At 39.8% G+C, this 13,917-nt stretch carries 12 protein-coding genes and 2 pseudogenes; 9 read left to right on the plus strand and 5 right to left on the minus strand.

Annotated elements, in window-relative coordinates; translation table 11 throughout:
* Nucleotides 1–5: 5 nt before the first annotated feature.
* The gene (locus tag QL984_RS12535) at nucleotides 6–1,226 is read left to right on the plus strand and encodes a methyl-accepting chemotaxis protein (RefSeq protein WP_024601218.1); all 1,221 of its coding nucleotides are present in this window, start codon (nucleotides 6–8) and stop codon (nucleotides 1,224–1,226) included.
* Nucleotides 1,227–1,296: 70 nt separating this feature from the next.
* A complete protein-coding gene (queG, locus tag QL984_RS12540; protein WP_024601217.1) occupies nucleotides 1,297–2,430 on the plus strand; it encodes a tRNA epoxyqueuosine(34) reductase QueG in 1,134 nt (377 codons plus the stop codon).
* Nucleotides 2,431–2,532: 102 nt separating this feature from the next.
* Here queG and QL984_RS12545 read toward each other — a convergent pair whose 3' ends face one another.
* The 3 genes from QL984_RS12545 to QL984_RS12555 form a co-directional block, all read right to left on the minus strand.
* A complete protein-coding gene (locus QL984_RS12545) occupies nucleotides 2,533–3,660 on the minus strand; it encodes a response regulator (protein WP_024601216.1) in 1,128 nt (375 codons plus the stop codon).
* Nucleotides 3,661–3,696: 36 nt separating this feature from the next.
* The gene (locus tag QL984_RS12550; protein WP_024601215.1) at nucleotides 3,697–5,688 is read right to left on the minus strand and encodes an ATP-binding protein; all 1,992 of its coding nucleotides are present in this window, start codon (nucleotides 5,686–5,688) and stop codon (nucleotides 3,697–3,699) included.
* Nucleotides 5,689–5,798: 110 nt separating this feature from the next.
* The gene (locus QL984_RS12555) at nucleotides 5,799–6,287 is read right to left on the minus strand and encodes a GNAT family N-acetyltransferase (RefSeq protein ID WP_013464075.1); all 489 of its coding nucleotides are present in this window, start codon (nucleotides 6,285–6,287) and stop codon (nucleotides 5,799–5,801) included.
* 88 nt (nucleotides 6,288–6,375) lie between these two features.
* On the opposite strand from QL984_RS12555, the gene QL984_RS12560 reads away from it, so the two are divergent.
* From QL984_RS12560 to QL984_RS12590, 7 genes and pseudogenes are all read left to right on the plus strand, one after another.
* Nucleotides 6,376–6,945 carry a glutathione peroxidase gene (locus tag QL984_RS12560; RefSeq protein ID WP_024601214.1) on the plus strand — a complete coding sequence of 190 codons (570 nt, stop codon included), beginning with the start codon at nucleotides 6,376–6,378 and terminating at the stop codon, nucleotides 6,943–6,945.
* Between the two features lie 76 nt (nucleotides 6,946–7,021).
* Nucleotides 7,022–7,303 (plus strand): peptidylprolyl isomerase, encoded by a 282-nt coding sequence (locus tag QL984_RS12565; RefSeq protein ID WP_013464073.1) that lies wholly within the window; start codon nucleotides 7,022–7,024, stop codon nucleotides 7,301–7,303.
* 69 nt (nucleotides 7,304–7,372) lie between these two features.
* Nucleotides 7,373–7,648, plus strand: a pseudogene (locus QL984_RS12570) (glutathione S-transferase family protein); the annotation flags it as partial.
* Nucleotides 7,649–7,952: 304 nt separating this feature from the next.
* Nucleotides 7,953–8,270, plus strand: a pseudogene (locus QL984_RS12575) (glutathione S-transferase family protein); the annotation flags it as partial.
* An 11-nt stretch (nucleotides 8,271–8,281) separates the two neighbouring features.
* Nucleotides 8,282–8,632, plus strand: coding sequence for a DUF2750 domain-containing protein (locus QL984_RS12580; RefSeq protein ID WP_013464070.1), 351 nt, complete (start codon nucleotides 8,282–8,284; stop codon nucleotides 8,630–8,632).
* Between the two features lie 89 nt (nucleotides 8,633–8,721).
* Complete coding sequence (locus QL984_RS12585; RefSeq protein ID WP_013464069.1) at nucleotides 8,722–9,402, plus strand: hypothetical protein; 681 nt, start codon at nucleotides 8,722–8,724, stop codon at nucleotides 9,400–9,402.
* Nucleotides 9,403–9,516: 114 nt separating this feature from the next.
* A complete protein-coding gene (locus QL984_RS12590) occupies nucleotides 9,517–12,090 on the plus strand; it encodes a M1 family metallopeptidase (RefSeq protein ID WP_036956010.1) in 2,574 nt (857 codons plus the stop codon).
* 245 nt (nucleotides 12,091–12,335) lie between these two features.
* On the opposite strand, the gene QL984_RS12595 is transcribed toward QL984_RS12590, so the two are convergent.
* Together QL984_RS12595 and QL984_RS12600 are read right to left on the minus strand one after the other, a co-directional pair.
* Nucleotides 12,336–12,701, minus strand: coding sequence for a hypothetical protein (locus QL984_RS12595; protein ID WP_013464067.1), 366 nt, complete (start codon nucleotides 12,699–12,701; stop codon nucleotides 12,336–12,338).
* Nucleotides 12,702–13,034: 333 nt separating this feature from the next.
* Nucleotides 13,035–13,904 carry a hypothetical protein gene (locus QL984_RS12600; RefSeq protein ID WP_036956007.1) on the minus strand — a complete coding sequence of 290 codons (870 nt, stop codon included), beginning with the start codon at nucleotides 13,902–13,904 and terminating at the stop codon, nucleotides 13,035–13,037.
* Nucleotides 13,905–13,917 lie beyond the last annotated feature (13 nt).

A 13,917-nucleotide genomic window follows, 5' to 3' on the forward strand; every position in this document is an offset into this window, starting at 1 on the left:
ATTTAATGAGTAGCTACATGCGTATTTATAATTTTTTAGAACAAACACTGTTTTATACTTTAACCCGAAAAATAGTTGGGAATTTAAGTTTTGTTTTTTTATTTCAAGCCATTACTTTGTTTTGGTTGCACAGTAGCTTAACCGAAAACCAGCAAAGCACTGGCTTATTTTGGGCACTTGCGCTACTTATTATTGCAGGCTTTATTTTTACTATTTTTTATATGCGCTTTTTAATTGTGCGCCCGGTAAAAGCAATGCGCGATACGCTCATTAATATTAATCAACAAGATGCGAATTTAGCAGCCAAATTACCCCATTTCACGTTTGATGAATTTAGAGACTTAAGTGAGCAATACAATCAATTTACTACCCATTTAAATAGTTTATTAAGCACTACCTATACCAGCGCCCAAGAGAGTGTGCAGAGTAACAGCCAAGTAACGCAATCAATGCAACACACTGAACAATTGAGTGAGCAGCAAATTAATTTAAGCCACACCATTATTAATGCCAGTAATCAAATTACCCAAAGCCTGCAGGCTATAGTAAGCAACACTGATAGCGTACATCAGGTCAATAATGAACACCTTAATTTTGTAAAGCTCTCTGCTGGTGAGCTATCAAAACTAGTTGAGCAGGTAAGGCTTATTAATGAAATGCTGGGTAGTTTTTCTAAAACGATTGCGGGCTTGAAAGAGAACAGCGAAAACATTCGCAGTATTTTAAAAATGGTTGAAGAGTTTTCGGATCAAACTAACTTATTAGCACTAAATGCAGCCATAGAAGCGGCACGCGCTGGTGAAGCGGGGCGAGGTTTTGCCGTGGTTGCCGATGAAGTTCGTACCCTATCGGTAAAAGTAAGCGACGCAACACGCCAAATTAGTGATTTTATTACCCAAATGAATGAGCTCGTTAATGAAACGAATAAAGAGTCAGAGCAATTAATAAACCACTCAAATAATGCGCAAACATCAATTAACACCACCTCTGATGGGTTTGGTAAAATGCTCAATGAGTTTGAACATAATCAACAACAATTGCAGCAAATAGCCAATGCCGTACACTTGCTCGAAGATACCCAAAACCAAACGCATGAATCGGTTGAGCAAATTGTGGCGCTAGGCGAACAAGCCAAGCAACAAATAGATACAGCACTGCATGATTCTGAACAATCACAAAAGCTAAGCCAACAAACCCAACAACAGTTAAAACGCTTTGTAGATTAGGCAATAACAATTTCACCCAAGCCGCGATTATGCTAAATTAAGCGGCTTGTCATTTAACTGTGTGAAGTATGTGAGCGACGTAAAACCAAACTATGAACAGCTAGCCCAGCAAATAAAATTATGGGGCCAACAACTTGGCTTTAGTGAAGTGGGCATTACTGACATTGATTTAACTAAGCATGAAGCACAGCTTCAGCGTTGGCTTGATGCAGGGTATCATAGTTCAATGGATTACATGGCTGCACATGGAATGAAACGCGCCCGCCCTAGCGAACTAGTCCCTGGCACGCAACGAGTTATTTCAGTAAAAATGAATTACCTGCCGCCAGATTCAGGCTTTGCCAAAAACCTTAAAAATAACGAGAAAGCCTATATCAGCCGCTATGCGCTTGGCCGTGACTATCACAAATTAATGCGTAATCGGCTCAAGCAATTAGGTAAAAAAATTGAACAGCAGGTAGGTGACTATGGCTTTAGGCCTTTTGTTGATTCAGCGCCAGTGCTTGAGCGTCAATTAGCTGAAAAAGCAGGGCTTGGCTGGCGAGGTAAACATTCTTTATTAATCAATAAAGAGGCTGGTTCTTGGTTTTTTTTAGGCGAGTTATTTGTAGATTTACCACTGCCTATTGATGATGAAAACACGTTCGAAGGTTGTGGTAAATGTGTTGCCTGTATAACCCTTTGCCCTACCGGCGCTATTGTAGAACCTTATGTGGTAGATGCACGTAAATGCATATCGTATTTAACCATAGAGCATCAAGGGGCTATTCCAGAGCAATACCGAACCTTAATGGGTAACCGCATTTATGGTTGCGATGATTGCCAGTTAGTGTGCCCATGGAATCGCTATGGACAAATTACCGACGAGCAAGACTTCCACCCCCGTACACAATTAAAAAATAAAGACTTACTCGCATTATTTGCCTGGGATGAAACTACCTTTTTAACAAATACCGAGGGCAGCCCTATTCGGCGTATTGGCCATGAGCGTTGGTTACGAAATATAGCGGTTGGCTTAGGCAACGCAGATTTTAGCCCAGCGATTATTCATGCACTTGAAGATAAACGCAAAACGGTCAGTGACATGGTGAATGAGCACATAGAATGGGCACTTACCCAGCAACATGATAAACAAAGACAAAAGCTGCGCAAAACAGCACGGCTAATACGGATTGTTGAAAAAGGCCTACCCAGAGACGCATAAGCCTATTGCCTAAAAAACGCGACATAATGTCGCTGATACAAGCTATCTGCCTAATCGTAGCGACGAGTTTAGCCCGCGCCTCGCAGCCCGTAACCCGCACCTTTAACCTTTCAACAATAAAGCAAGATCTTGCTCTATTTCTGCAAAGGCTTTTTTAACTTGATCTACTGACTCCTGACGTGCAACCGAGTTTTGTATGGTTTCGTCTACTTTTTTATAAATAAAAATTTCTTGGTCTTCATCCAATCCCATAGTTGGGATCCGCTCTTCGAGTTCTTCTTGTAAATGCTTAAATACTTTTTCGTTATTAATACGACTGTCGTTCAACATCCCAATTAAACGATGAAACTTACTATGCACAGTACCAGCAACTTTATTTAACCGCTCCTGCTGCGATACCAGCATCTGCTTGGTGGTAATGGCTCGTAATTGTTGCTCGGTTACACTTACAATAAAGCAAATATGATCACGTATGCGTCCGTGCTTTTGCTCGTCATGCTCTGGCATATTTAAAATCAGTAAACTCACAAGCTCGTAGTTAACCAAAATGCGATGAGAAAACTCATGCAATCGTCCTTTGCTTTTAAGCATTTCAAATAACTCAATTACAATTGGAGAACACACCCCATTGAGCGCAAAGTGCGACTTAGTATCGTTACATCTAAATTCAATATTACTTTGTAGGCCAAATGCCTGTAAGCATTCTACTAATGCTTTGCCAAGCTCTTGTATATCGTTAATAAAACCAATATTTTCAATGTAATTTACTATCTGACCCATTTCGCTGCTATTTGCCATGGCATTAAAGGCGGTAGAGGTCGCTTCTTTTACTTGCTTTTCAAGCTGTTGTTTTTCTATTAAGACTTGATTTAGTTTATTCAGTTTTTGCTTTAATTCGTCGTGCCCAAACGGTTTTACAATATAGTCTTCCGCGCCTACTGAATAACCTTCCATGCGCTCCTCAACCGTACCTCTTGCAGATACAAACATCACGATGATGTCATGGGTAATGGGGTTAGCTTTAAGCTCTTTACATACTTCATAACCATTCATTTTTGGCATACTTACATCAAGTAATATAACTTGAGGCATATACTCTTCAACCATACTTAAGCATTCAGGGCCGCTTGAAGCTAGCTTAAGTTCAAAATCAAGATCCTCTAATATTTCTTCAATTATTTCGAGGTTAAATGGTTCATCGTCGACTGCAAGAATTTTAGTTAAAGCCATAATTTTTCATCCATATAAATTAAAACAATTCGATTGTTAGCCGCTATTTTTCACTAATTGCTCATCAGCTAGGTATTCATCTAAGTTTATTTCTAAAGGAACTTGTATCGAAATTGTTGTTCCACCAAGGCTGTTATTGCATGCTTTAATACTGCCTTGATGCAATGAAACAAACTCACGACACAAGGTAAGACCCAACCCGGTTCCACCTGCACCACTATTCGTTTTACTGCTTTGCTCAAATTTATTGAAAACCATTTCAAGTTCCTCTTCAGGTATTCCAATACCGCTATCTATCACTGCAATGTTTGCATTGTCATCGTCTCTTTGCATGACAACTTCAACAGTACTGTGCTCTTCACTAAATTTGAGTGCATTACTCAATACATTTCTCAAAACCTGATTTATTTGCTCTTCATCGCACTGTGCAACAATCGGCGCGTTATCAGAGCTAAAAACAATATTTATATCTTTTTCAATAGCAATACCGGCAACATCATCAATACTGGTTTTAACAATAGTCGCTAAATCATAAGCCCGTGGGTTGAATGGAAATTTACCAACATCTAATTTAGAAAGGTCGAGTAAATTATTAAGTAACGATAGTAGTCTTTGCCCACTTGATTCAATACGAGTTAAATACTTCAAAAGTTTATCTTTGCTAAAATCACCCTCTTGTAACTTGCTAATACCAAAACGTGAAAAGCTCAATATAGAGTGCATAGGGGTTCTTAGCTCATGCGACATATTTGCCAAAAACTCTGATTTACTTAGATTAGCCGCTTCGGCAATATTTTTCGCATGCTCAAGCTGTGAAGTACGTGCCCTTACTTGCTCTTCTAAAAGATCTTTGGCTTCCAACAGTAGATCTTCTTTTTGTTTTAAATGGCTAACATTTTTAAAAATAACCGCTAACGCTATTTCGCCATGGTGGTCTATTTCATTAAATGATCCAACTAGCGGAATTTTACTTCCGTCTTTATTTACAATGTGTAAGTCACAACTAAACTGACGATTACTGTTTAATGTAGAGATTTTATCTTTTATTGCCTGCACCGAGTCATCATCTAAAAAATGAAATAACGAGTGAGCAATGAGCTTTTTAAACTTTAAATTAAATAATTTTAAGCAGGCATCATTGGCCTCGACTATCTTGCCTTTGCGTTCAAATAATAAAATAGGATCGGGGGTATTTTTAAAAATGACCTGCAGTAGGCTGTCTTTTTCAATCAGCACATCAACTGTTTCTTGTAATCTTTCTACTAGCTCAGCATTGTGACGTTTTAGCAGCTCGGTTTGCCATAATTTATGTACAGCTTGTAGTAACACATTGTCATTTAAAGGCTTGATTAAAACATCTTCAACACCTTGGCGAATGGCTTCTAACATAGATTGTTCAGGGCGTGAGGTTACTAACAAGCAACGACTATGCGGTTGTATTTTTTTTAAACTCGAAAATATCTCTAAACCAGAACCCGGTTGTAAGCTAAAGTCACTGATTAAAATATCAATACTCCTGAGCTTGGCAATATTAATTGCTTCATCATGGTTTGTTGCGGTGTATACCTCAATATGAGCGCCATAAAGGCTACTTTTGAGTGACTCTAATCGCTCATTAACATGGTCAACGAGTAAAATTGTCGGTAGTTTAAAAATGTGATCTGGACCTATCTCTAATAAGGCCTCAATTAAAGACGTTATTTCTTTATTAGAAAAGAAGGGGTAGATAATGGTGGCATTGGGTATCAAGTCATTTAATTTGGAAAATGCGCTAAGCAACTCCCCTGATTCCGCTTTTGGCGCTAATAACAAAAATGATTGATAAGTCGCTTTTTCAACAACTATCGATACAACATCGGTTGGCACGCCTTGAGAAAATACCAGTAAGTCATAAATGTCTATGTCTGTATTTTCATCAAACATAGCAAAGTGGACTAATTCAACTTGGCAGCCAATTAGTTCTAATAACACTTTTAAGCGCATAGCAATCATGCTACTGCTATCAATAATAAGTATTTTTCTCGCCATTTAGACACACTTTAAAGAGTTAATTAAACACCTTTTCAGCATAGTCTAGAATTTTTGGTTTAGCATAATCACCTACGTAAAAGTGAATTTTGCTGCCTTTTGTTATGGTACTAGGTTAAATGCTTACCAAAAATAGTCAGGCTGTACAGCTGATTGTCCATTCTTGCTACGTTAGGCAGCTCTCCCCATACTGCAAAATCAAAATGCTTAAATAATTTAATGCTCGGTTCGTTGTGACTAAAAATAAACCCAAGTAATACTTCTATATTAAGCTGCTTGGCTTGTTGTTGTGCAAATTGCATCAGCTTTTTACCCAACCCTTTTCCTTGGGCTGCTGCCGTAATGTAAATGCTTAACTCAACGGTGCCATCGTAAGCTGGGCGACCATAAAACGATTTATAACTAAGCCACGCTAATACTTGGTTGTTCTCACAGTAAACAAAAATAGGGCGTTGAGCAGTATGGCTATCAAACCAAGGTTGTTTATCAGCGACGGTCACCTCTTCGGTATCGGCGGTGACCATTCGACTAGGGATAGTTTCATTGTAAATAGCAACAATGGCAGTTAAATCATCAGGTTTTGCTAAACGTATAGTCATAGAAAATAAAGTAAAATTGATCAATTTAGCCTATAGTAGCGTATGATAAGTTACATAAATACTCTAAAAACGCGCTTAAGGTAATAGCATGATAAAAAAAATAATACTTGGTTTAACCCTCGCGTTAAGTTGTGTTTCGCTAAATACATATGCCGCAGACTCGCCCGCCCCTTCATTAGATGCAAACACCTGCAATGATTTCACGAATGTTTCACTTAGAAAGTTGCGCTCAACTGAAACCATTAACTTATGCGATTTTAAAAACCAGCCTCTTTTAATTGTTAACACTGCGAGTAACTGCGGTTTTACGCCGCAATTTGAAGGTTTAGAAGCGCTTTATAATAAATACAAAGACGAAGGCTTGGTGGTATTAGGCTTTCCATCAGATGATTTTTTTCAAGAAGAGAACGATGAAAAAGATACCGCAAAAGTGTGTTATGTAAATTATGGTGTTACTTTCCCTATGCTGGCCACCAGCGCAGTACGTGGTAGTGACGCAAACCCTATTTTCAAGCATTTAAACGCCCAAACCAGTTCACCAAACTGGAACTTTTATAAATACGTGGTATCGGCCGATCGCAAAACGATTACGCGCTTTAACAGCCGCGTAGCACCGGATTCAGCAAAACTAGAAAGCACAATCAAAAGTGCATTTTAACTTTGTGTTTTCAGTTTAACCTTACTAAGATGTTGCTATCAAATTTAAAAAACTAAACTTACAGGTAGGAGAACTTATGGCAGTTGCAAGTGCAAGGCACATACTCGTAGACAGTGAAGCACAATGTTTAGACCTTAAAGATAAAATTGAGCAAGGTGAAGACTTTGCAGAACTCGCTAAACTGCACTCTAATTGTCCATCAGGTCAAGATGGTGGTGCATTAGGTGAGTTTGGCCCAGGTATGATGGTGCCTGAATTTGACAAGGTGGTATTTTCAGCGCCGCTAAATCAAGTACAAGGCCCTGTACAAACACAGTTTGGTTACCATTTATTAGAAATAACCAGCCGCTCAGAGTAAGTAAATCGATTTATTAATAAAGCCGCATCAGCGGCTTTTTATTTATGTGGAGTTGGCAAAAGCCCCATTATGCAACTATTTGGCTCTATTCCTTCCCCTTATGTTCGCCGTATTAGAATCTGGGCACAACAAAACAATTGTGCGCTTGAATTTATTAATCTCGATATTTTTTCTAAAGACGATCGGCCGTTGGTGGTCACAAAAAATCCAGCAGCCAAAATTCCTATATTGGTCGATGACACGCTTACCCTAAGTGATTCAAATACCATACTGCGTTATTTACTTGAAAAAACCCAGCAACCCCCACTTACATGGCCTCAAGAGCACTTTTTAATTAGGGCCTGTTGATCTTTCAAGGTTAAATTTACAGCAGTCTGTTTGGTATTTAGGCAAGGCAGAGCCTATGTGGTGTGGTTATTCCCCATAAATAGGCGATAACGTAGCATTAATGCCAAACAGGCGCTGCCCGAAGGGTTCTGCCTAGGGGCGATTAACTCTTTGTTGCCTACATGGATGTAGGTAAGGGGCGTGAGCAGGACGCGGAAGCTTTGCTCGGTTTTTACTTAGCCCACTAGGTTACAAACCTCGCGCCGCGATTAAATCGCCCCTAGTTTGAAGAAATTTTAATCCGTAAAGGTCAACAGGCCCTAGCATCAATGCCTGCAATGATTCATTCGTTGAATTACTGTTATGCCAACGTTCTGGATTTGATACGCAAGCCGATAAGCTGTTTTTTAATCTGCAAAATGAGCGAGTTGCGCAAACATTACACTATTTAAATGATCATTTATGCGATGATGAATTTAAAAGCTGTGAATGCCTCAACATCAGTTTATACTGCTTACTTGATTGGATATGCTTTCGTGAACTCACTGATTTTAGCGCGCAGCCGCAATTAGTTAAGTTTTATGAAGCGTTTAGTCAGCGTCAAGCGGCTAAAAATACCAACCCTCGACTTAAATTTTAAAAGGTGGATACATGAGCGATATCGAAATTGAATCACAACTAGTTAGCTTTGTAGAAAAAGTACGTGTTAGTGAGCAGATCTGGGCACTGGGTGCCGATGATGGTGGCTTTGTTGTATGTGAGTCAAATCAGTTTGACGACACCGATGTACTTTTACTGTGGGAATCACAAGACGCAGCACAAGCACAATGTAAAGAAGAGTGGCAAGACTACAGCCCTGTAGAAATAAACCTTGATGAGTTTTTAGATGATTGGGTTGAAGACCTAAAATCTGATGATGCATTAGTGGGTTTAAATTGGAATGACGATCAGGTGTGTGTAGAAATTGAACCAGTTGGTTTAGCTCGCGCGCTAAGCGAATAAGTTTTAGGCGTTAGTTCGCTGACATTATCCCAACTAACAGCAACGGTTAGTTGGGGTATAAAAATAATAAAAACTGTCAAGGTAATACGTTGAAAACCCATCTTGGTCGTCGTCCATTTTCAGCTATGGAGCTGCATACGCTCTATAACGGATATATTTATAGTGATACACGGCTTGCCCGCGAACAAGCTAAACACTGGCATTTTTGGCTGCCCTTAATTGCTTATTACAGTGGCGCTTACAGTGATGAAATTGGCTGCTTAACCCTTGATGACCTAATACTTAAAAATAATATTCTCTGTTTTAGTTTTCATACCCACGGTAAAATTAAGCCACGTTTAGTGCCTGTTCATCACGCCCTTATTAGCGCTGGGTTTAATGACTATTTAGCTTATGTAAAAGCACAAAATCACTCCCGTTTAATGTTCGATCTTCCTGCTAAAACAGGGCGCTATAGCGAAAAAGTGCGCATATGGTTTTCGGGAGAAGGTGAACGCGCGGGGTATTTGCAAAAATGTGCAATTCCTTCGGTGGATCAACTCGGTATGAAAACCGCCATTAGTAGCTTACGGCTTAACTTTGAACAGCAAATTCGTATTTATGCCCTGCAAGCAGGCAACAAAGACTGCTTTAATTATTTAATGGGCTTTAATGATTACCCTCATGATAACTTTAACGATATAGCCTTGTTAAATAAGGTACTACAACAGATCCGGGTTATCAATTCCCATATTCATTGGCAGCGGTTTTTAGCCCGAGATAGCCACTGACAAACTTTGTTACTCTTTTCCTTAGCTATCTGCGCTTACTCTAGTAAAAAAAGCTGTTAGGATGAAGTGCCGTCTATATGACTGTTTCTAACAACAAAAAATCTAGGGATAACTATGTTTTTAAAAAGCCTCTTAACCGTGAGCGTTGCGCTTGCGATGAATGCTGCTCACGCTAACGAATTCGTCATTGAAAAACTCGCAAAGCCAAGTTCACAAAAAGTCGCTTTAACGCTCGACCCAAGTCAGGATACCTTTACAGGAATGACCGAGATCAGCTTAGAAGTGCTCAAACCAACACACTACATTGAGCTCAATGGTGTTGATTATGCAACTAAAATGGTGCAACTCCTAGGTGAGCAAAACTGTGATTTAAACAGCGAAATGCTTAAAACAGGTAAAGTTAAATTTAGCTGTGAAGAGCAAATTCAGCCAGGTAAATACACCTTAAAAATAGATTTTTCAGCGCCTTATAACCGCCAGAGTGTGGGGTTATATAAAACCCTAGATCAAGGCGTTCCGTACTTGTTCACGCAATTTGAAATGAGTGATGCGCGCCGTGCATTTCCGGTGTTTGACGAACCAAGCTATAAAATTCCGTTTCAGTTAACCATTACCGCCCCCACCTCACAAAAAGTGTATTCAAATACACCTGAGCTAAAAACGACGGTGAATGGCGATATGACCACCCATTACTTTGATAAAACGCCACCAATTCCATCTTACTTAGTGGCTATGGCTGTAGGTCCATTTGAAGAGCTAGAAATTAAAGGCATGCCTATTCCTGGGCGTGTGATCACCCCACAAGGTAAAATTCATTTAGCGCAATATGCAAAAGAGAACATGCCTAAAGTACTGGGCGCACTTGAAGAGTACTTTGGTATTCCTTATGTATATAAAAAGCTAGATTCAGTGGCTGTTCCAGAGTTTCCGTTTGGCGCTATGGAAAACTCAGGCTTAGTGACTTACCGCGAAGATATTCTTCTGGTTGATTTAGAAGCTGCAACGCGTAGTAAAAAACAACGTAATGTCTCTATTATTGCCCATGAATTAGCTCACCAATGGTACGGTAACTTAGTGACTATGAAGTGGTGGAACGACTTATGGTTAAACGAGGCGTTTGCAAGCTGGATGGCGGCAAAAATTACTAAGCAGCTTAATCCTGAGTTTGAATCACACCTAGATTTACCACAAAACAACGTAATGGCGTTAGATGCACGTTTAAGCACTAAGCCAATTCGTAAACCAATTAAAACCGAAGCCGATATTATGGACGGTTTAGGCCTTGCCTACAGCAAAGGCAGCTCAGTACTGGCGATGGTTGAAAACTGGATTGGCGAAGAGGCATTTCAAGCTGGTATTCAGAACTACTTAAAAGAATTCTCCTATAAAAATGCAGAAGCTGCCGATTTATGGGAAGCACTTGGTAAGGCTTCAAATAAAGATGTAGCGAGCGTTTTAAAATCGTTTATTGAACAGTCGTCATTCCCGCTAATTAACGTTAAGCAGCAAGGTAAAAGCATTACGATTTCGCAAAGTCGTTTTGCCAATGCCGGTGTTGAAGCCCCTGCTCAACTGTGGAATGTACCGGTTGCGATTAAATATGGTGCTGGCGATAAAGTACAAACAGCCAATGTATTATTAAATAAACAAAGCCAAACGCTAGCATTAGACTTTGAACCAGAGTGGATTTATCCAGATCAAGGCGCGCTAGGTTATTACCGTTGGGTAATGGATGATGCGCAATTTAATGCGTTAATAGATAATGCAGCTAGGGTATTAAACGACCGTGAACGCTTAGCCCTATTATCGGCAACAGATGCCCTACTTGATGCCGGTGTCATTTCAGCGGCTAAATTAATGCAAACGCTTGAAGTATTTGCCAGCGATAGTCATCCGCGTGTTGCTAATACTGCTTTAGGTTATTTAGCGTCACAGCAGCGTACTTTTAAAGACGATAGCAATAAAGATTTATGGCCTACGTTTATTCAAAATGCGGTGATGCCTGCCGCTAAAAAATATGGCCTAGAAGCAAAAATGGGCGAAGATGGCGCAGTAGCTCAACTTCGTGCCGCGGTGGTATCACGCTTAGGGTTTGATGGTGAAGATAAAAATGTGATCAATAAAGCCAAACAGCAAACACAAGCTTACTTAAACGATCCACAAAAGGTAGACCCTTATTTAGCAGGTACTTATTTACGTCTTGCGGCTTTTCATGGGGATAAGGCGTTGCTAGATCAGTTTATGACAACCTTTAAAACCACCAAAGATCCACAAGTGCGTACCAATATGCTGGCAGCAATGGGTTACTTTGGTAAACCTGAACTACAAAAAGCGGTACTGGCGTATAGCTTAACAGACGAAGTAACGGCTTCTGATATGCGTACTATTTTATCGGGTCAAAGTTACACCGATGAACGCCAAGCACTGTTTATTGATTGGATTTATAACAACTACGATAAAGTAACAGCAAGCTTGCCACCATTTTTTGTGCCAAACTTACCTTACTTTACTACCGCCAGCTGTGACGCTGACAGTTTAGCTACGACGCAAAGTTTCTTTGACGCTAAACTGGAAGCTGTACCCGGTTATGCGCGTACGTTAAGTAAACTTGCAGAGAGCACCAATGACTGTATTGCACTTAAAAACCGTGAACTGAAATCAGTCAATAGCTTTTTAAATAGTAAATAAGTTAAAGTTTAAAGGATGGCGGGCTGCGGGCGACGAGTAACGGGCCGAAAACCTCAAACTCGGGCTAATGGCTGATGTTTTCTCATTTACTTCTCATTGTCTTCTCTTTGTGTAATAAGATCTTAAAAAATTTATTCACAAAGAGGTTAAGAGGCGCTGCGCTTTTAGAGGTAGTAATTAAAGACAAAGGTTAAAGGTTAAAGATTTTATCTTGCACCTTTTGCCTTTAGCCCTGCACCACTCTATTAACCGCCAATAATCATCGTTAGCTTTGCTATAAACTCTTTTGCCGCTTGTTCAGAGTTAATTTTAAAAGCGACACCATAATGAATAGGCTGCGTACTTTTATAAATACGGGTAGGAAAACGGGTCATTTCACTGCTATGAAAATAGCCTTGAGTACGCACAACCCCATCAATATCAGTAAAGTCATCGCTAAACACTTCAAATGCAGGTCGGATCACAATTTTACCTTTACCTGCTTCCGCATGGGTATAAAACGCTTCTTTAGAGTTTACTAGCATATACTCAGCTATGTTTTTTATTTTAAAGTTACTTCTACACTCTAGTTTGATCAGCTGCTCGGTTAACTCGTCTGCACTAAATGCCACGTGACTTTCCTTTTTATTTAATAGGGGGTTAGGGTCTGTTGACCTTTCAAAGTTAAATTTGCAGCAGTCTGTTTGGTATTTAGGCAAGGTAAAGCATATGTAATGTGGTTATTCCCCATAAATAGGCGATAACGCAGCATCAATGCCAAACAGGCACTGCCCTTCGGGTTCTGCCTAGGGGCGATTTACTCTTTGTTGCTCAGTTTTGACTTAGCCCACTAGGTTACAAACCTCGCGCCGCGATTAAACCGCCCCTAGTTTGAACAAATTATAATCCGCAAAGGTCAACAGACCCTAGACTAACTCATGCATGAGTGAAAGTCCGAAATTTATTTATTCACTACACACAAACGCTAATTGCTGATTTTTATAACTCAACCGGCTTATTTCAGTATCGCAATATTGGCTTAAATCAAGCCACTGCGATATAGCAGAGCCGCGTGTTAATTTACGCTGGTAAACACGGTTTTTAATTGCGTAAGCAATGGTATTTTCATCTTTTAAGATGAAGTCTTGTACTTGGTTTGGCAGTCTAAGTATATCGGTAACTTGCTTAGTTTGTGGATCAAAACGCGCTAAGTGATGCTGCCCGTGTTTACTATGGCTAAATAAAAACTCAGCCTGCACTTTATTATAAATAAGCGTGCGACCAATATCGCTTGCTACCACCTCACCTTTTGCCGCAGCAACCGAGGTATATTGCAAAGTGTGTGGTTCGCCTAAAATAAACATCACTAAATCGTTGTTACTTCCCCAAGCGTGATAGCCTACAGGTTCAATCCAATCAAAAATACGACTTGCAGCCAACTCGGGTGCCAACGGATATTGCCATAGCTTTTGTTTACCATCATCTTCAACGACAATCGCCGATAAGTGCTGCCCATCCGGTGTTAAAGTGGGCGAGTATTCACTTTGTGGCGTATTAGTGACCATAGACGTTTGTTTTGATGATAAGCTGTAAAGCGCAATATCTGTTTGACTCTGGTCATTACTGATTATTTCTCGGGTATAGTATAGGCCGGTGTCGGTTAAATGGGGTTGATTGTTATAGCTCGTTTTATCACTAACAATGCTTACACGTATACCATGTGGAGTATTTAAATCGGCGAGCAAAATTTGGCTTTTAGGCATACTTGCCTGAGCAATATCTAGCGTTAAAGCATTTATAGCTATAAGCCCTAACAACGGTTTAATCAGTTTCATGCTTTCTCTCGTT

The sequence above is a fragment of the Pseudoalteromonas sp. APC 3495 genome, assembly GCF_030407645.1.
Lineage (GTDB): Bacteria > Pseudomonadota > Gammaproteobacteria > Enterobacterales > Alteromonadaceae > Pseudoalteromonas > Pseudoalteromonas tetraodonis.